Here is a 15,588-nt window from a genome sequence, read left to right on the forward strand (position 1 = left end):
CGCGCTCTATACCATCAAGGACTCTTCGATCTCCGCAATCTTCGTCATCTTCATCTGTTCGGTGTGGCCGATGCTGCTCAACACGGCGTTCGGCGTCGCGAGCGTGCGCAAGGAATGGATCAACGTCGCGCGTACGCTGGAGGTCGGTAACTTCAGGCGCGCCTTCACGGTGATCCTGCCCGCTGCGGCGCCGACGATTTTGACCGGCCTGCGGATCTCGATCGGGATCGCCTGGCTCGTGATTGTCGCCGCCGAGATGCTTGTTGGCGGCACCGGAATTGGCTACTTCGTCTGGAACGAGTGGAACAACCTCTCGATCACCAACGTGATCATCGCCATCCTCCTGATCGGCATCATCGGCATGCTTCTCGACCAGATCCTCGCGCGCTTTGCGCGCATGGTGACCTTTCCGGAGTAGGGCTATGGGCAGCAAATTCATCTCCTTCGAGGGCATTGCCAAGCGCTTTCCGGCGGCCGGGGGCGGCCGGACCACGGTGTTCGAAGACCTGTGGCTGTCGATGGCGCGCGGCGAATTCGCCTGCGTGATCGGCCATTCCGGTTGCGGCAAGACCACCGTGCTCAATATTCTCGCCGGCCTGGATACGACCAGCGAGGGCGCCGTCATCGTCGACGGCCGCGCCATCGAAGGCCCGAGCCTGGATCGTGCGGTGATCTTCCAGAGTCATGCCCTGCTGCCGTGGCGCACCGTGCTCGGCAACGTCGCCTACGCGGTGACGTCGAAATGGCGCGACTGGGACCGCGCCAAGGTCAAGGCGCATGCGCAGAAGTTCATCGATCTGGTCCACTTGACCGGCTCGGAGCACAAGCATCCATCCGAACTCTCGGGGGGCATGAAGCAGCGCGTCGGCATCGCGCGGGCGCTGTCGATCTCGCCCAAGATCATGCTGATGGACGAGCCGTTCTCGGCCCTGGATGCGCTGACGCGCGGCACCCTGCAGGATGAGGTGAGGCGCATCTGCCTGGAAACGGGGCAAACCACCTTCATGATTACCCACGACGTCGACGAGGCGATCTATCTCGCCGATAAAATTTTCCTGATGACCAATGGACCTGGCGCCGTGCTGGCCGAGGTCGTGGAAAATCCGCTGCCGAAGGATCGCGGCCGCACCGACCTGCACCGGCATCCGCTCTACTATGCGGTGCGCAACCACATCGTCGATTTTCTGGTCAGCCGCAGCAAGAGCTTTACGGCCGAAAACCCCGATCACGATCGGCGCAACGTGCCGGTGGTACAGATCGGCAAGCCGGAGCTTGTGGTTGCGTCTGACGCCAGCGAAACAAGACAGACATGGATGCCTGGGACGAGCCCGGGCATGACGGCTTGATGTTGTTTGCGCATGATCTTTCGCGAAACCGCTGAACACTTTTCCGGATCATGCTTTTGAAAGGAGACCCTGACATGAAACGTTCCGACCTCACCGAGAAGCTGCTCGACATCAAGCGCGAGAAAGGCTGGAGCTGGAAGTACATCTGCGAGAAGATCGGAGGCTATTCCGAAGTCTTGATCGTCGGTGCGATCCTCGGCCAGATGAAATTGACCAAGCCGCAGGCGGCCAACGCCGGCGAATTGTTCGGCCTGTCGAAATCGGAAGTTGCGATGCTGAACGAGACGCCAATGCGCGGGGAAGGCGTATCGATGCCGCCGACCGATCCCTTGATCTACCGGTTCTACGAACTGGTGATGATCAACGGCCCGGCCTGGAAGGCGCTCATCGAGGAGGAGTTCGGCGACGGCATCATGTCGGCCATCGACTTCGACATGGTGATGGAACGCCTGCCCAACCCCAAGGGCGACCGGGTCAAGATCACGATGAGCGGCAAATTCCTGCCGTACAAATATTACGGCGCCAGCGGTAACGTGCCGGAGTACGGATTCAAGGAGAGCTGAGAGGCGCGAATGGCGACTCGCGAGTAGTGAATGGGGGCCGCCCCTATTCGCTATTCGCCGCTCCCTATTCGCCTATTTCCCCGCCTTTACCGCTTCAGCCGCCTGCGCGAGGAGTTCGTCCATCTTGGTGCGAATCGCCTGTTCGGTGACTTCGACACCCTTGGCGCCGAAGTCGCGCAGCAGCTTGCGGATGACGTCGCCAGGGCCCGCTTCCTCGAAGTCGGCTGCGACCACTTCCTTGGCGTAGGTATTGGCTGCATCGCCGGTGATCCCGAGCTTCTCGGCCGCCCACAGGCCGAGCAGCCGTGTGCCCCGCGCCTGCGCCTTGAACTTCTGCTCCTCATCGAGAGCGAACCTCTTCTCGAAGCCTTCCTCGCGCTTGTCGAACGTGGTCATGACCTTCAGTTCCAGTCCTCTGCTGAATGGACGGCGGCCTCGTTGCGGCGGCCCCGGTGCATGCCTAAATAGGTACTGCGGATCGGCAATACAACAAGCGGTTAAGCCGCAGTCTGGGCGGTATAAATGGGCTTCGACCGGGTCGGATCGATTGTGCTGGATCGGCCAATCGGATAGGTTGCCTTAAGGCTTGGTTCTTGTTCTGTTTCCTTGAGGTCCGGGCCTTTCACGGCAGCTCCGTCGTGGGTCTAAATCCTTGTCAACCGGAGCACACCAAATTCATGGATTTCAACAAAACACGGTACATCCCCATGAGCCGTAGGCGTCGCATTTATGAAGGCAAGGCCAAGGTCCTCTACGAAGGTCCGGAGCCGGGAACCCTGATCCAGCACTTCAAGGACGACGCCACCGCGTTCAATGCCAAGAAACACCAGGTGATCGAGGGCAAGGGCGTCCTCAACAACCGGATTTCGGAGTACCTGTTTCAGCACCTCAACGACATCGGGGTGCCGACCCATTTCATTCGCCGCCTCAACATGCGCGAGCAGCTGATTCGCGAGGTCGAGATCGTGCCGCTGGAGGTGGTGGTGCGGAACGTCGCGGCCGGCTCGCTGTCGCAGCGCCTGGGGATCGAAGAGGGCACCCAGCTGCCACGCTCGATCATCGAGTTCTATTACAAGAACGACCAGCTAAACGATCCGATGGTCTCGGAAGAGCATATCACCGCGTTCGGATGGGCGACGCCCCAGGAGATCGACGACATCATGGCGCTTGCCATCCGCGTCAACGACTTCCTGACCGGCCTGTTTCTCGGCATCGGCATCCGCCTCGTCGATTTCAAGATGGAGTGCGGGCGCCTGTTCGAGAACGAGATGATGCGGATCATCGTCGCCGACGAGATCTCGCCGGACTCCTGCCGGCTGTGGGACATCAAGTCGAACGAGAAGCTCGACAAGGACCGCTTCCGCCGTGATCTCGGCGGCCTTCTCGAGGCCTATACCGAGGTGGCCAAGCGGCTCGGCATCCTCATGGAGAACGAGCGGCCGGCGGGCTCGGGACCGGTTCTGGTGAAGAGCTGAAGGAGCTTTGCGAAGTGAAGGCACGTGTCACCGTTACGCTCAAGTCGGGCATTCTCGATCCGCAAGGCAAGGCCATCGAGGGCGCGCTGAAGTCGCTCGGCATCGAAGGCGTCGCCAGCGTCCGCCAAGGCAAGGTGTTTGACATCGAGGTCGCGGGCGCCGATCGCGCCAAGGCCGAGGCCGCGTTGAAGGATGCGGCCGACAAGCTGCTCGCCAACACCGTGATAGAGAACTACCGGGTGGAGATCGTGTAGCTTTGGCGCTGCCGCGGCCCGGACGTCACAGCCATCCGGCGCGGCGGAAACGCACGTAAAGCGTGATACATGCCAGAGCCATCAGGCTCAGCAGGGCGAAGTAGCCGTACTCCCATTTCAGCTCCGGCATGTTCTCGAAATTCATGCCGTAGATTCCGGCAATCGCCGTCGGGACTGCGATGATGGCGAGCCAAGAGGCCAGCTTCTTCGAGACCGCGGTTTCCTGGGCCTGCCCGACAAGAAGGCTCGCCTCGAAAGCGAAGGCCAGCACCTCGCGCATCGAGTCGATGCGTTCCTGAATATGCCGGACATGGTCGGTGACGTCACGGAACAGGGGCTGCATAGTCGGGCGCACCATCGGCAGTTCGTCGTGCTCCAGGCGTCGGCAGACTTCCACCAACGGGCCGATCGCGTTTCGAAGCCGCAAGAGGTCGCGGCGCAGCATGTAGAGCCGTTCGATCCGCGGCCGCGTGATGGTGTTGGAGAGCACGTACTCCTCGAGCTCGTCGATCTCCTCGTGGATGGTTTCGAGAACGGGCGAGTAGTTGTCGACGATGAAGTCGAGGATGGCATACAGGATGTAATCCTCGCCCCGGGCCAGCGCCTTTGGGCAGCTTTCGCAGCGCTCGCGCACCGCCGCATAAGACGCGGATGCGCCGTGACGCACCGAAACCAGATAGCCTTCGCCGACGAAAATGTGCGTTTCGCCGAAGGCGATCCGGCTCTCGATCAGCTGGGCCGTCCGTGCGACGATGAACAGGCCATCGCCATATTGCTCGATCTTCGGGCGTTGATGGGCGTGGTTGGCGTCCTCGATGGCGAGGTCGTGCAGATCGAACTGCTTCTGCACGCTGGTGAGCAGCGCGAGATTGGGCTCGTGCAGCCCGATCCACACCACATGGCCCGGTTTCGCGCGCCAGCTTGAAGCTTCATTGATGGCGATATTGGCCACCCGCCGGCCGTCGACATAGGCGCCCGCGGCAACGACGCCTTCGGTAGGGACCGGCTCGGTTGCGGACGTTGGCAGCGACGGGACGTTCATGGCTTCAATCCCGGGCGAAAATGGTTAGGCCATAGTGTGTGCACTGAGCCGCCGGGCGAGGCTAACACTGGCAAAACCTGCGTCAAATGGTTATGTCTTTGCCCGGTTGGCCCCAACCCCGATTCCTGTCCTCGATCCGGAACCTCACAATGAAAGCCGCCGTCCTCGTCTTTCCCGGAATCAACCGCGAGCGCGACATGGCGCGTGCGCTCAAGCTCATCTCGGGCAAGGAGCCGGCGATGGTCTGGCATGCCGAGACCTCGTTGCCTTCGGGCACCGATCTCGTGGTGGTGCCGGGCGGGTTTTCCTATGGCGACTACCTGCGCTGCGGCGCGATCGCGGCGCGCGCGCCGGTCATGAACGCGGTGCGCGACCATGCGGCCAGGGGCGGGCTCGTGCTCGGCGTCTGCAACGGCTTCCAGATCCTGTGCGAGGCCGGCCTTCTGCCTGGCGTCCTGATGCGCAACGCCGGTCTGAAGTTCATCTGCCACGACGTGCACCTGCGCGTGGAGCGTTCGGACACCCCGTTCACGCGCGGCTACAATGCCGGGCAGGTGATCCGGGTGCCGGTCGCCCATGGCGAGGGCAATTACGAGGCGGATGAAGAGACGCTCAAGCGCCTCGAAGGCGAGGGGCGGGTGCTCTATCGCTACTGCTCGGCGGAAGGCGTCGTCGACGAACGCTACAACATCAACGGTGCGGCGCATTCCATCGCCGGCATCGTCAACGAGCCGGGAAACGTGCTCGGCATGATGCCGCACCCGGAAAACCACGTCGAAGCCCTCATGGGCTGCACCGACGGCCGCGGCCTGTTCGCGGGGTTGGTGGCGCATCTCGACCGCGCAGCGTGAGCCAAGCAGTCCGCGCGCCGTGAACCTGCGGTGCGGACGTCGCGACCAATCGACACCACATCGCCCATAAAGCGCCGGCACTCGTACTTGCCGGTCTGCGCCGATCAACAACTTAGGATTGTTTGATCGGGCTAGCCGCTAACAAGGAGTGCTCAAGCGCTGTCGGTCTGCCTTAGTCGGATTCCGCATGCCCGTCGCATTGGTTGTACTGTTGCTCGATATTACGCTGATTTATCACGCATCGCGGACGGGACGGCTGCAGCCGTGGGCGTTCATCATCCTGATGGTGCCGTTGTTCGGCGCGCTCGCCTACATCGCGGTCGAACTGATACCAGAATGGTATCATGGTCCAGAAGCACGACAGGCGCGTCAGCGCGTTGCCAACCGGCTAGATCCGGAGAAGCGCTATCGCGAATCGGCCGAACAGGTTGCCATCACCGATACCATCGCCAACCGCGCGGCACTTGCGGCCGAATGCCTGGCGATCGCGCGATTCTCGGAAGCCGAACGGCACTATGATCACATCCTGAAGCTACCGATGGGCCATGACCCGGCCTATGCGCTGGGAAAGGCGGAGGCCGAGTTCGCCGGCAACCGTCCGGCCGATGCACTAAAGACCCTGGACGATTTGAAGAAGCAGTGGCCGGAGTTTGAATCGCCGGAGGGCCATCTGCTGTACGCCCGCGCTCTCGCCGAAGTGGGACGCGTTGACGAGGCGCTTGAGGAGTATCACGCGCTTTCCGGATATTTCCCCGGCGCCGAGGCCCGCGTCCGTTACGGCATGCTGCTGAACATGGTCGGCCGCACCGCCGAGGCGCGGATCGTGTTCAACGAGCTGCTGATCCAAATGAGACGCGCGCCCAAGTATCTTCGCAAGGCGCAGGCTGAATGGCTTTCGATCGCGGAGAAGCAGTTGTCGGCGTGAACGAGGGGCTCGCCTTCTTCGAGAGGAAGGCGGGCCTAATCGTTCCGCAGCAGCCGGCTCAGCCGGGAGCTTGGCATCGTCATGGTCGCGACGCCGGCCATGACCAGGACCAATCCGAGCGCGAGGTTCGGCGGCACGGATTCGCCGAGCAGCAGGACAGACAGACCCACGCCGATGGGGATGCGCAGGTATCCTTGCGCGTTGGTCGTCAGCGTGCCGAGCCGGCTCAGGCACATGTAGAACAGCATCAAGCCGAGCGCGCTGGAGAAGATTCCCATGGTGATCGCCGCCGCGAGCGATTGCGGCGTCGGGTGCAAGGTCCAAGGCTGATCGATGATCAGCGAAGGCGGCAACAGGACGAGGCCGCCGAACAGGAGCGAGCCGGCCGCGACCACCATCGGGTCGTAATCTGACAATTTCAGGCCGAAGATCGTGGCGCAAGCGAAGGAGATGGTCGCGGCCAGGGTAACCGTTTCGGCAAGGATCTCGCTGCCGAGACTGTGAAGCGAGTCGAGCCCGATGATGACGGCGGTGCCGCCAAGACCCAGGATAGCGCCGATCAGTTTCAGGAACGTGGCCGGCTCGTGCCGCGTGATGGCCCAGGTGATCAGGAAGGCGAAGATCGGAGTCGTGGAGGTCAGCACCACCGTGTTGGCAGCCGGCACATATTGCTGCGCCCAGGTGATCATCAGAAACGGGATGGTCGAGTTGATCGTCTGCTGGAGAGCGAACAGCTTCCAGGCGCCGAGGTCCGTCGGCATCCGGATTCCGCGCATCCAGAGGACGGCCAGCAGGAACAGCGCCGCGATCAGCGAGCGGGCCGAGATGAAGGTGATCGGAGGAATCGAGCCGAGTCCGATCTTGGTCAGTGGATAGGTCGAACTCCACAGGCAGGCCAGCGCCAGCAGGAGGGCATAGTCACGCCAGCCGTGATGACGACCCTTCATCGTGGGCGGAAACGCTGTGGGATCGGGCGTCTCCGCACCGTCCGTCGGTGATGCGCTCTTCGGCACCTTGCTGCCCCCCTGGCGCACCGGCGCGCTCGATGCACTCATAGCCTTGGGGGTGCATAAGGAAAAGGCGAACAGCTATGCGTTTGATTCGGGCGATCCCTTCCGTCTCACCCGCTTGATGGTACCGGAGAAGGTGAACAATGTCCGCTTGCCGGATTTCAGCTGGCCGCGCACGAAAATCAGCGATCCGCCGGCGCGGGTGACCTCGCCCGTGCCCTCGATCAGTTCGCCTTCGCGGGCGGCATCGAGGAATTCGCAGGCGAATCCGACCGTCACGCCCGGGCTGTGCAGCTCATGGCCGGCGATGGCGAACAGGCAGTAATCGGCAAACGCCATGAAGCAGCCGCCATGGACGTTGCTGGCGCCGTTGAGGTGCTTTTTTTCCACCCGGAACGCGCAGCGGACGCTGCCGTCCTCTTCAACCCGGTGCCAGAACGGGCCGTTGTGGCTTTCAAAGGTGTCCCGGACCCAGGTTCGCCAGCCCTTGAACTCGCCTTCAGTGCCGATATGCAGGTCGGGGCGGTGGCGGAATGCGGATTTGGTCACGTCGTGCAAGGAAATAAGCCTTCAATTGCGGGTTCTTGTCCTTAAATCCGATCTCTCGGGGATGTGCAAATCCTGTTCCGGCGCGGCGCCGGGGCGTAAAATTCTGGACAGCGGGAAATTGCCGCATAAAGGGCCTTTCCCCCGCTGCCGGATGTTCCTAATAGGGGCCATTCCGGCAAGAAGTGTCAGCCCATGCTCACCAATGAACCGAAGATCACCCCCGAACTCGCCGCCGCCCATGGGCTGAAACCGGACGAGTATGAGCGCATCCTGAAGCTGATCGGGCGGGTGCCGACCTTCACCGAGCTCGGGATCTTCTCGGCGATGTGGAACGAGCACTGCTCGTACAAGTCCTCGCGCATCCATCTGCGCGGGCTGCCGACCAAGGCACCCTGGGTGATCCAGGGGCCCGGCGAAAACGCCGGCGTCATCGATATCGGCGACGGCCAGGCGGTGGTGTTCAAGATGGAGAGCCACAACCACCCGAGTTACATCGAGCCCTATCAGGGCGCGACCACCGGCGTCGGCGGCATCCTGCGCGATGTCTTCACCATGGGCGCGCGCCCGATCGCCTGCCTCAATGCACTCAGCTTCGGCTCGCCCGACCATCCGAAGACGCGCCACCTCGTTTCTGGGGTCGTCGCCGGCATTGGCGGCTACGGCAATTCGTTCGGCGTGCCGACGGTGGGCGGGCAGGTGCGTTTCCACAGCCGCTACAACGGCAACATCCTGGTCAATGCGATGGCGGTCGGCCTCGCGGATGCGGACAAGATCTTCTATGCCGCCGCCTCCGGCGTGAACATGCCGATCGTTTATCTCGGCTCGAAGACCGGTCGCGACGGCATCCACGGCGCCTCGATGGCCTCGGCCGAATTCGACGACAAGTCCGAGGAAAAGCGTCCCACCGTACAGGTCGGCGATCCCTTCGCGGAGAAGCTCCTGCTGGAGGCGTGCCTGGAGATCATGGCCAAGGGCTGTGTGATCGCGATCCAGGACATGGGCGCGGCGGGGCTCACGTGCTCGGCGGTCGAGATGGGCGCCAAGGGCGATCTCGGCGTCGATCTCGATCTCGACGCCGTGCCGACGCGCGAGACCGGCATGAGCGCCTACGAGATGATGCTCTCGGAAAGCCAGGAGCGCATGCTCATGGTGCTCAAGCCCGAGAAAGAGGAGGAAGCTGAGGCGATCTTCCGCAAATGGGGCCTCGACTTCGCCGTGGTCGGCCATACCACGCCGAGCAAGCGCTTTTGCGTCAAGCACGGCGGCGACGTGGTGGCCGACCTGCCGATCAAGGAATTGGGCGACGAGGCGCCGGTCTACGACCGGCCCCATGTGCCATCGCCCGAGCTGCCTGTCGTGCATGCGCGCGAGGTGAAGGCGCCGATGGGCCTCATGCCGGCGCTGGAGAAGCTGATCGGCGCGCCCGAACTGTGCTCCAAGCGCTGGGTGTGGGAGCAGTACGACCACGTCATCCTCGGCAATACGGTGCAGCGGCCGGGCGGCGATGCCGCTGTGGTGCGCGTGCAGGACGGTCCGAAGGGCCTTGCGCTCACCGTCGACGTGACGCCGCGCTATTGCGAGGCCGATCCGTTCGAGGGCGGCAAGCAGGCGGTGGCGGAAGCCTGGCGCAATATCACCGCCGTCGGCGGCAAGCCGCTCGCGATCACCGACAACCTCAATTTCGGCAACCCGGAACGCCCCGAGATCATGGGCCAGTTCGTCGGCTGCCTGAAGGGCATTTCGGAAGCCTGCCGCGCGCTCGACTTCCCCGTCGTCTCCGGCAACGTCTCGCTCTACAACGAGACCAACGGCCGCGCCATCCTGCCGACCCCCTCGATCGGCGGCGTCGGTGTGCTTGACGACTTCAATAAGTCCGCAACGCTCGCCTTCAAGGCTGCGGGCGAAGCCATCCTGCTTGTCGGCGAGACTCATGGCTGGCTCGGCCAGTCGGTGTACCTGCGCGACGTCTGTGGCCGCGAAGAGGGCGCCCCGCCGCCGGTCGATCTCGCCGCCGAAAAGCGCAACGGCGACGTCGTTCGCGGCATGATCCATTCCGGCACGGCCACGGCCGCTCACGACCTCTCCGACGGCGGTCTGCTGATTGCGCTGGCCGAAATGGCGCTGGCAGGCAACGTCGGTGCGAGGCTTCTGGCCGCGCCGACGGCGCTGGTGCCGCACGCCTATTGGTTCGGCGAGGATCAGGCGCGCTACATCGTCACCGTTCCCGAGGAGCACGCCGGAATCGTGCTTGCCAAGATGCGCGGCTGCGAAGTGCCCTGCACCCGCATCGGCACCACCGGCGGTGACGCCATCACGATCGTCGGCGAGGCTTCGGTTCTGATCGAGACCCTGCGCTCAGCCTTCGAGCGCTGGCTGCCGGAATTTATGGCCGGCAAGGCCGCGTAACTTTCCGCCGTTTCCATCGTCATTGGAGCGCAAGGGACGAAGCAATCCATGCCGCCGCTTGCCGTGAGATGGATTGCTTCGCTGCGCTCGCAAAGTTGATGTGAGTCCGTGCCGCTTCCTCACAGCACCTTGCTGGCCCCCGGGATCTGCCGCAACGCTCGCGTCAGCGCCCAGCTCGCCGCGACTGTCAGCACGAACCCGATCGTGGCCTTGACGATCGCCGGCAGGCCATAGTCGAACAACCAGTATTGCAGCCAGAGCACGATCGGGTAGTGCACCAGGAACATGCCGTAAGCGTCCGCCCGCATCGGGTCGAGCAGCTTGGCTGAGCCTGATTGCCTGAACCTCTGGAAAAAGGCCAGGATCAGAAACATGATCGCCACGCTGAAGACAGTGAAGCAGATGGCATAGAGCGCCTCATACCAGTCCGGCAAGGGCGACGGATTGCCCAGTATTTCGCGCTTGATGAAGATCAGCACCCACAACAGGCAATATGGAACGATCGCCAGCACCATCCAGTCCCAGCTGACCTTCGCCATCCGGCCGTCTGGCGCGAGCAGCCCGCGATCCATTTGCGCAACGCCGATGCCGGCACCGAAAAAGAAGTAGCTCGCATAGAGCATCACGCGCCCGTGCTGGACCGAGAACGGCCCGAACTCCAACCAGTTGCTTGGTCCGTAGTGAACCAGCCCGGGAACGTAGAACGCGGCGGTGACGGCAAGCATGACCGCGAAGAACACCGCGGGCCGGCGGCGGCCATGCAGCGAGAGGCGATTGATCGGATCGAGCAGATTGGGCGACAGCCGGTACAGCACGCAGGCAAGCAGGTTGAAGGCGAACAAGACCCAAAGAAACCAGATCGGCCCGCTCGGCCACGGGCCCTTCGTGACCATATTCCACCAGTATTCCGAAAAGGCGATTTCGGGATGGTGCCGCAGGGCGATCGCGTAATAGGCGAGCGGAATGAGTGTGAACGCGCAGATCACGAACGGCAGGCCAAGCCGGAGCAGGCGGTCCGCCAGATAGTTCAACGGTCCCTTCCGGGCGATACCGGACCAGGCGAACAGTCCCGACAGGAAGAAGAACATCGCCATGAAGAAACTGTCGGTGGCGAGCACGACCATGTCGAAGCCGATCCAGTAGGTCGGATCGGTGTGACCGAAATAGGTGTAGGGGATGACGGCGTGATGCAGCAGCACCACCAGCGTCAGAAAGGTGCGGGCGCGATCGAGCGCGGGATTGCGTACCTTTGCTTGCGGTGCGGCGCCGATATCCGCGCGGGTCGCCAGGTGGGAGATGGTGCTCATGCGCGCCCCGTCGCCTGATAGCGGCATTATGTTGCCGCCAGTTGAGTGATTCAGCAAGCTCCAAGGAAGTGTGCACGAGGTGCGACATCAACGACGCCCCCGTCGCAACATTGTGAGCTTTCGTCTCGCTCACCCCCGGAACGGCCGGATACGCCGAGGGCCTGCCTTCTCGCCGCGGCAGTCCTTTGCGGCGCTGCACCATCCGTCTCGGCGCAAAGCCACCGGCGTATCCACATGGGGCACGCAAGTGAGGCAATTGCCCCCGGTTTCGCACCTGGAACCAGTTCCCATCCTTGAAAGTTATTGTGGCGCGTATCGCGCACGTGCCGCAACGGCGTCGATCAGGAGTAATCAATGACAATTCTGAAGTGGGCGCTGCTCTTCCTCGTGATCTCGATCGTTGCCGGCATTCTGGGGTTCACGAATATCTCCGAGGCGTCGGCCGACATCGCCCGGTTCCTGTTCTACGTTTTTGTCGTGATCTTCCTGGTGCTCCTGATATTGGGCCTGACGATATTCAGGGCATAGCGCCGCCTGCTAGCCGACCTCCTCGATCTTCACCTTGTCCGGATAGAAGGCCAGGCGGCCTGCGATTTCGGCCATCGCCGGAAACGGCGTCTCGTAGGTCCAGATCGCGTTCTCCAGCGTCTTGCCGTCAGCCTTGATGCTGAAGTAGTTCGCATCGCCCTTGTACGGACAATGCGTCATCCGCGCGGTGCGCTCGAGCAGCGCCATATTGGCGTCTTCCCGCGGCACATATTGGACGGCCGGGTAGCTCGCCTCCTTCAGCGTCAGCGCCTTGGTGGTGTCGGCGATCACGACATTGCCCGCGGTGATGCGCACGCGCCTGGGATTGGCGGTAATGGTGATGGGGTGGTCGGGGCCTGGCAGCTTCATGATTGGTCTCTTCGCCCGGTCTTGCGGTCACGCGGCACTTTGTCGTGCCTTTATTGATCGGATCCGAAATATAGTACCAGGGCGCGTGACCTAGAAGACCGATCACGCTAAGTTTGGTCCGCCGGTCCCGGGGACCCCGGCGGTGATTCGAAGGCCAGAAAAGGAGACCGACAGGAATGCCGATGGACGCCCGCGATATTGAAGCGATGATCAAGGCAGCGATCCCCGACGCCGAAGTGACCATCCGGGACCTCGCCGGCGATGGCGACCACTATGCCGCGACCGTGATCTCGGAATCCTTCCGCGGCAAGTCCCGGGTCCAGCAGCATCAGATCGTCTACCAGTCGCTGCGCGGCCAGATGGGCGGCGTGCTGCACGCGCTCGCGCTGCAGACCGGGGTGCCGGAGCACTAGCGGCGCAAGCCATCGAAACGGGCAGGGATTGGCCGTGGAGAACGACCGCAGCGCACTGTTCCGTCCCATTGTCCGGCATCAGCACAGCCGCGTCACCTACGCCGAACTGTTTTTCGACCTGGTGTTCGTGTTCGCGGTGACGCAGATATCGCACACGCTGCTTGGCCGCTTTACGCCGCTCGGCGCGGTGCAGACCACGCTGTTGTTTCTCGCGGTATGGTGGGTGTGGGTCTACACCGCCTGGATCACCAACTGGCTGAATCCCGAACTTACCTCCGTCCGCATCCTTTTGTTTTGCCTGATGCTCGGCGGCCTTGTGCTGTCGACCTCGATTCCCGACGCCTTTGAGGCGCGTGGACGCTGGTTTGCAATTGCCTATGCGGCGATGCAGGTCGGCCGCACCGCGTTTTGGCTGGCCGCCACGGCCGGTGCCGGACATGCCGGACGCAACAATGCGATTCGCATCCTCGTCTGGCTGTCGGTTTCGGCGATCTTCTGGATCGCAGGCGGTTTTGCGGAAGGCGAATGGCGGCTCGCCCTGTGGATCGTCGCGCTCGCCATCGAATACGTCTCCCCGGCGGCTCGGTTCTGGGTGCCTGGACTGGGCGCCTCCACCATGCAGGAGTGGACGGTCGACGGCGGGCACATGGCCGAGCGCTGCGCCCTGTTCATCATCATCGCGCTCGGTGAATCCATCGTGGTCACGGGCGCGACCTTCGCTGAACTGACCTGGACATTCGGGAACGTGGCTGCCTTCGCTTCCGCTCTCGCCGGAAGCATCGCCATGTGGTGGATCTATTTCCACAGGGGCGCAGAAGCGGGCACCGAGCTGATCTCCAATTCCGCCGAACCCGGCCGGCTGGCCAGGCTTGCCTACACCTATCTTCACATGCCGATCGTCGCCGGCATCATCCTCGCCGCGGTCGCCGACGAACTCGTCCTCAAACATCCGGACGGCCATTCCGACCTCAGGACTGCTCTGAGCGCGATCGGCGGTCCCTTGTTGTTCCTGTTCGGCACAATCCTGTTCAAGCTCGCGATCCGCGGTTGGCTGCAACTCTCTCACATGGCGGGGATCGCCGCCCTCGCGGGGCTCGCCTGGTTTGCCGGCGGCCTATCACCGCTCTGGCTTTCCCTCCTGACCACGGGGATCTTGATCATCGTTGCGGCATGGGAATCGATCTCGCTACGATCGAAGGCGGGCTAAACGGTCCGGCCGGCACTCTCTTCGGTGATTTGCCGTCCGCCTGGTGGTTAGCGGGTCGTTTAATCGGGCAATGGCCGGTGGTGGCGAAGAGTTCTCCCTCGGGAATTCCCAAGACTGCGCGATGCTGGTATCGAACCGTCGGCTGCATGTTGGCGTCAAACGGCATGTTCAACCACGGAAAGCTGGCCAACTTGTCTCGCTCCTCGAAGTTCTTCTACGATTGGCTCTCCGCCGTTTGCTCCGGCGCAGCGGCGTTGCTGTTTCTCTTAATACTCGCTGTCTCATGCCATGCGGCCGGTGCGGCAGCGCCAACAGAGATCTTGCGCGGCATCTATCGAGAGGCGGTCAAAGGCTCGACCTCGAACTGGCTCGAGCCGGAGCGGCGCGGCCAGTATCTGTCGAAATCGCTGCTGGCGCTGTGGACCAAGTCCGACGCCAAGAAGCCGCCCGAGGGCGAAGCCGGTCCGGTCGATTTCGACCTGACGACCGACACCAACGCGCTGGAGCTTAAATCCTTCGAGGTCAAAGTCGAGAGCGCAAGCTACAGCGCTGCGGTCCTGGCCGTGAAGCTGAACTATCGAAAACCCCATTATCGGCCGGGACCGCCGGCGGTCGTGACCTATGACTTCGTCCGCGAACAAGGGCACTGGCGGATCGACAATTTGCGCACCAAGGCCTGGTCGGTGCGCGACATGCTAACGCAATGGCTGATAGACTCGTGAGCCGGTTCATTCGCTTATCCCTGATGGCAGCCTGCTGGTTGGCGATTGCCCTGCAATCGGCAGACGCCAAGCGCCTTGCCCCGATCGACGAACTGCGAGCCAGCTTCACGGTGGGCGGTGATCCGGTGCCGCCGGAAATCTTCCGGGACATGGGCGACGGCGACATGGCGGATTCGGGCAGCATCATAGTCACCATCGACGTCAAGGCCGCCACCGGCAGCAATCTCTACGCCGATCCGATCAGAAGGAACGGAGATTGGGTGTCGCAGTCGAGACAGGACCCCCACGACAAGAACCTGACCCAGGAAGAGGCGTATCGCTTTATCGGGGCCACAGCCAATAAGCTCCTCGTGGCGGTTACGAGTTATAGCGGCGGTGGTTCGGGCGTGTTCTACACGCTGCACATTCTGTCCGCAGAACCCGGCCACGGCATCGACAGCGACGGTAAACGCTATCAACGGCTGAATGTCACGACGATCCGCAGCGTGCCGCTCGGCGACCGCTGGGATGGCGATGTCAGGATCAACGGCAACATCATCGCGATCACCACCACCGGCGGCGTTCCCGGGGGGCATGACCGAAAGCCCTCGACCAGGACGATCAGGGCCGAGCGGCCATAGC

Annotated in this window: 19 protein-coding genes; 13 read left to right on the plus strand and 6 right to left on the minus strand. The window is 62.7% G+C overall.

What is annotated here, in order from left to right:
* From HY852_RS26180 to cynS, 3 genes are all read left to right on the plus strand, one after another.
* Nucleotides 1-418 (plus strand): ABC transporter permease (locus HY852_RS26180; protein WP_291607826.1); only part of this gene is annotated, 418 nt, incomplete at its 5' end.
* Nucleotides 419-422: 4 nt separating this feature from the next.
* On the plus strand, nt 423-1,346 hold the full coding sequence (locus tag HY852_RS26185; protein ID WP_291607827.1) for an ABC transporter ATP-binding protein: 924 nt from the start codon (nt 423-425) through the stop codon (nt 1,344-1,346).
* A 74-nt stretch (nt 1,347-1,420) separates the two neighbouring features.
* Entirely contained in the window at nt 1,421-1,909 is a 489-nt protein-coding gene (cynS, locus tag HY852_RS26190; protein WP_291607828.1) for a cyanase, read from the plus strand.
* A 72-nt stretch (nt 1,910-1,981) separates the two neighbouring features.
* Here cynS and HY852_RS26195 read toward each other — a convergent pair whose 3' ends face one another.
* Complete coding sequence (locus HY852_RS26195; RefSeq protein ID WP_291607829.1) at nt 1,982-2,305, minus strand: DUF1476 domain-containing protein; 324 nt, start codon at nt 2,303-2,305, stop codon at nt 1,982-1,984.
* A gap of 311 nt (nt 2,306-2,616) precedes the next feature.
* Between HY852_RS26195 and purC the strand changes: the two genes are divergently transcribed.
* Together purC and purS are read left to right on the plus strand one after the other, a co-directional pair.
* Nucleotides 2,617-3,384 carry a phosphoribosylaminoimidazolesuccinocarboxamide synthase gene (gene purC, locus HY852_RS26200; protein WP_008974302.1) on the plus strand — a complete coding sequence of 256 codons (768 nt, stop codon included), beginning with the start codon at nt 2,617-2,619 and terminating at the stop codon, nt 3,382-3,384.
* A 14-nt stretch (nt 3,385-3,398) separates the two neighbouring features.
* Nucleotides 3,399-3,638 carry a phosphoribosylformylglycinamidine synthase subunit PurS gene (purS, locus tag HY852_RS26205; RefSeq protein ID WP_291607831.1) on the plus strand — a complete coding sequence of 80 codons (240 nt, stop codon included), beginning with the start codon at nt 3,399-3,401 and terminating at the stop codon, nt 3,636-3,638.
* A gap of 25 nt (nt 3,639-3,663) precedes the next feature.
* On the opposite strand, the gene corA is transcribed toward purS, so the two are convergent.
* On the minus strand, nt 3,664-4,680 hold the full coding sequence (gene corA / locus HY852_RS26210; RefSeq protein WP_291607832.1) for a magnesium/cobalt transporter CorA: 1,017 nt from the start codon (nt 4,678-4,680) through the stop codon (nt 3,664-3,666).
* 149 nt (nt 4,681-4,829) lie between these two features.
* Here corA and purQ point away from each other — a divergent pair, with 149 nt between their 5' ends.
* Both purQ and HY852_RS26220 read left to right on the plus strand, forming a co-directional pair.
* Nucleotides 4,830-5,531, plus strand: coding sequence for a phosphoribosylformylglycinamidine synthase subunit PurQ (gene purQ, locus HY852_RS26215; RefSeq protein WP_291607833.1), 702 nt, complete (start codon nt 4,830-4,832; stop codon nt 5,529-5,531).
* 187 nt (nt 5,532-5,718) lie between these two features.
* The gene (locus HY852_RS26220) at nt 5,719-6,456 is read left to right on the plus strand and encodes a tetratricopeptide repeat protein (RefSeq protein WP_291607834.1); all 738 of its coding nucleotides are present in this window, start codon (nt 5,719-5,721) and stop codon (nt 6,454-6,456) included.
* 35 nt (nt 6,457-6,491) lie between these two features.
* Here the strand turns inward: HY852_RS26220 and HY852_RS26225 are convergent, their stop codons facing one another.
* Nucleotides 6,492-7,403 carry a DMT family transporter gene (locus HY852_RS26225; protein ID WP_291607909.1) on the minus strand — a complete coding sequence of 304 codons (912 nt, stop codon included), beginning with the start codon at nt 7,401-7,403 and terminating at the stop codon, nt 6,492-6,494.
* A gap of 141 nt (nt 7,404-7,544) precedes the next feature.
* Entirely contained in the window at nt 7,545-8,024 is a 480-nt protein-coding gene (locus HY852_RS26230; protein ID WP_291607835.1) for a PaaI family thioesterase, read from the minus strand.
* A 183-nt stretch (nt 8,025-8,207) separates the two neighbouring features.
* On the opposite strand from HY852_RS26230, the gene purL reads away from it, so the two are divergent.
* The gene (gene purL, locus HY852_RS26235) at nt 8,208-10,421 is read left to right on the plus strand and encodes a phosphoribosylformylglycinamidine synthase subunit PurL (RefSeq protein WP_291607837.1); all 2,214 of its coding nucleotides are present in this window, start codon (nt 8,208-8,210) and stop codon (nt 10,419-10,421) included.
* Nucleotides 10,422-10,540: 119 nt separating this feature from the next.
* Here purL and HY852_RS26240 read toward each other — a convergent pair whose 3' ends face one another.
* Entirely contained in the window at nt 10,541-11,728 is a 1,188-nt protein-coding gene (locus HY852_RS26240; RefSeq protein WP_291607838.1) for an acyltransferase, read from the minus strand.
* 354 nt (nt 11,729-12,082) lie between these two features.
* Here HY852_RS26240 and HY852_RS26245 point away from each other — a divergent pair, with 354 nt between their 5' ends.
* Nucleotides 12,083-12,256 (plus strand): DUF1328 domain-containing protein, encoded by a 174-nt coding sequence (locus HY852_RS26245; RefSeq protein ID WP_291607840.1) that lies wholly within the window; start codon nt 12,083-12,085, stop codon nt 12,254-12,256.
* 9 nt (nt 12,257-12,265) lie between these two features.
* Here HY852_RS26245 and HY852_RS26250 read toward each other — a convergent pair whose 3' ends face one another.
* Nucleotides 12,266-12,625, minus strand: a complete 360-nt coding sequence (locus tag HY852_RS26250) for a DUF427 domain-containing protein (RefSeq protein WP_291607841.1) — start codon at nt 12,623-12,625, stop codon at nt 12,266-12,268.
* A 176-nt stretch (nt 12,626-12,801) separates the two neighbouring features.
* Here HY852_RS26250 and HY852_RS26255 point away from each other — a divergent pair, with 176 nt between their 5' ends.
* The 4 genes from HY852_RS26255 (at nt 12,802) to HY852_RS26270 (ending at nt 15,587) form a co-directional block, all read left to right on the plus strand.
* Nucleotides 12,802-13,038, plus strand: a complete 237-nt coding sequence (locus HY852_RS26255) for a BolA family protein (protein ID WP_291607842.1) — start codon at nt 12,802-12,804, stop codon at nt 13,036-13,038.
* Between the two features lie 28 nt (nt 13,039-13,066).
* Nucleotides 13,067-14,245, plus strand: a complete 1,179-nt coding sequence (locus HY852_RS26260) for a low temperature requirement protein A (protein ID WP_291607843.1) — start codon at nt 13,067-13,069, stop codon at nt 14,243-14,245.
* A gap of 164 nt (nt 14,246-14,409) precedes the next feature.
* On the plus strand, nt 14,410-14,967 hold the full coding sequence (locus HY852_RS26265; RefSeq protein ID WP_291607844.1) for a DUF3828 domain-containing protein: 558 nt from the start codon (nt 14,410-14,412) through the stop codon (nt 14,965-14,967).
* Nucleotides 14,964-15,587 (plus strand): hypothetical protein, encoded by a 624-nt coding sequence (locus HY852_RS26270; RefSeq protein WP_291607845.1) that lies wholly within the window; start codon nt 14,964-14,966, stop codon nt 15,585-15,587. Before HY852_RS26265 ends, HY852_RS26270 begins: the two co-directional genes overlap by 4 nt.
* Nucleotide 15,588 lies beyond the last annotated feature (1 nt).

This window comes from Bradyrhizobium sp., assembly GCF_016213215.1.
GTDB lineage: Bacteria > Pseudomonadota > Alphaproteobacteria > Rhizobiales > Xanthobacteraceae > Bradyrhizobium.

What these genes read in the sequence shown, in the direction of transcription:
- corA (WP_291607832.1), bottom strand. Translation starts at nt 4,680, where the DNA reads ATGAACGTCCCGTCGCTGCCAACGTCCGCAACCGAGCCGGTCCCTACC.
- purL (WP_291607837.1), top strand. Translation starts at nt 8,208, where the DNA reads ATGCTCACCAATGAACCGAAGATCACCCCCGAACTCGCCGCCGCCCAT.
- HY852_RS26245 (WP_291607840.1), top strand. Translation starts at nt 12,083, where the DNA reads ATGACAATTCTGAAGTGGGCGCTGCTCTTCCTCGTGATCTCGATCGTT.
- HY852_RS26195 (WP_291607829.1), bottom strand. Translation starts at nt 2,305, where the DNA reads ATGACCACGTTCGACAAGCGCGAGGAAGGCTTCGAGAAGAGGTTCGCT.
- HY852_RS26225 (WP_291607909.1), bottom strand. Translation starts at nt 7,403, where the DNA reads ATGAAGGGTCGTCATCACGGCTGGCGTGACTATGCCCTCCTGCTGGCG.
- HY852_RS26220 (WP_291607834.1), top strand. Translation starts at nt 5,719, where the DNA reads ATGCCCGTCGCATTGGTTGTACTGTTGCTCGATATTACGCTGATTTAT.
- HY852_RS26185 (WP_291607827.1), top strand. Translation starts at nt 423, where the DNA reads ATGGGCAGCAAATTCATCTCCTTCGAGGGCATTGCCAAGCGCTTTCCG.
- purQ (WP_291607833.1), top strand. Translation starts at nt 4,830, where the DNA reads ATGAAAGCCGCCGTCCTCGTCTTTCCCGGAATCAACCGCGAGCGCGAC.
- HY852_RS26250 (WP_291607841.1), bottom strand. Translation starts at nt 12,625, where the DNA reads ATGAAGCTGCCAGGCCCCGACCACCCCATCACCATTACCGCCAATCCC.
- HY852_RS26240 (WP_291607838.1), bottom strand. Translation starts at nt 11,728, where the DNA reads ATGAGCACCATCTCCCACCTGGCGACCCGCGCGGATATCGGCGCCGCA.
- HY852_RS26265 (WP_291607844.1), top strand. Translation starts at nt 14,410, where the DNA reads ATGTTCAACCACGGAAAGCTGGCCAACTTGTCTCGCTCCTCGAAGTTC.
- cynS (WP_291607828.1), top strand. Translation starts at nt 1,421, where the DNA reads ATGAAACGTTCCGACCTCACCGAGAAGCTGCTCGACATCAAGCGCGAG.
- HY852_RS26255 (WP_291607842.1), top strand. Translation starts at nt 12,802, where the DNA reads ATGCCGATGGACGCCCGCGATATTGAAGCGATGATCAAGGCAGCGATC.
- purC (WP_008974302.1), top strand. Translation starts at nt 2,617, where the DNA reads ATGAGCCGTAGGCGTCGCATTTATGAAGGCAAGGCCAAGGTCCTCTAC.